The organism is Mesorhizobium sp. M1A.F.Ca.IN.020.06.1.1 (assembly GCF_004023265.1).
GTDB lineage: Bacteria > Pseudomonadota > Alphaproteobacteria > Rhizobiales > Rhizobiaceae > Mesorhizobium.
This window is the reverse complement of the sequence record NZ_RZSR01001666.1, coordinates 1-605: the sequence shown is the minus strand read 5'-3', so window position 1 is coordinate 605 and position 605 is coordinate 1. Positions and strand designations below refer to the sequence as shown.

The window sequence follows — 605 nt, the reverse complement described above, 5'->3', positions numbered from 1 at the left end:
GTCGAACACTCGCTGCAGGAGTTGCGTACCAAAGCCGTGTTTGCCAGGCACGACCGGCGGGCCGCCTTCCTCGCACCATTCCAGGACCAGAATTCGGCCCCCATCGACGTATTCCAACCGCCACGAGATCGAGACCGATCCGGTAGGATTGGAGAGCGCCCCATATTTGATGGCGTTCGTGGTAAGTTCATGAATGGCCAGCGCGAAGGAAAGCGCCACGTTCGAGCGCAACCAAACCGGCTCGCCTGTGAGATCGAACCGATCGAGAGAGGCATGCGGGTCGATCGAGGCGGCAATGAGCGTGCTGAGATCGGCACCGCTCCAATTCTCCCGGGTGAGGATATCATGCGCTTGTGCCAGCGAAACCAGCCGGGCCGAAAGCGCCTCCTTTGCGAGCGCGAGGCTGGTTGCGCTGCGCATGGTCTGGCTCGCGATTGCCTGAACTACGGCCAGCGTGTTCTTGACCCGGTGGTTTAGTTCATTGACCAACAGTTGGCGCTGCTCCTCACTCCGTTTGCGCTCGGAGATGTCGAGGCTGATCTGGACAGCGCCTATTACCGAGCCTGCCGCATCGCGGACGGGCCGCGCGCTAGAAAGCAGGTAAC

General features: G+C 61.2%; 1 protein-coding gene. It reads right to left on the bottom strand.

What is annotated here, in order from left to right; genetic code table 11:
- On the bottom strand, positions 1-605 hold a 605-nt coding region (locus EOA60_RS36235; protein WP_281060826.1), incomplete at both ends, for a PAS domain-containing sensor histidine kinase.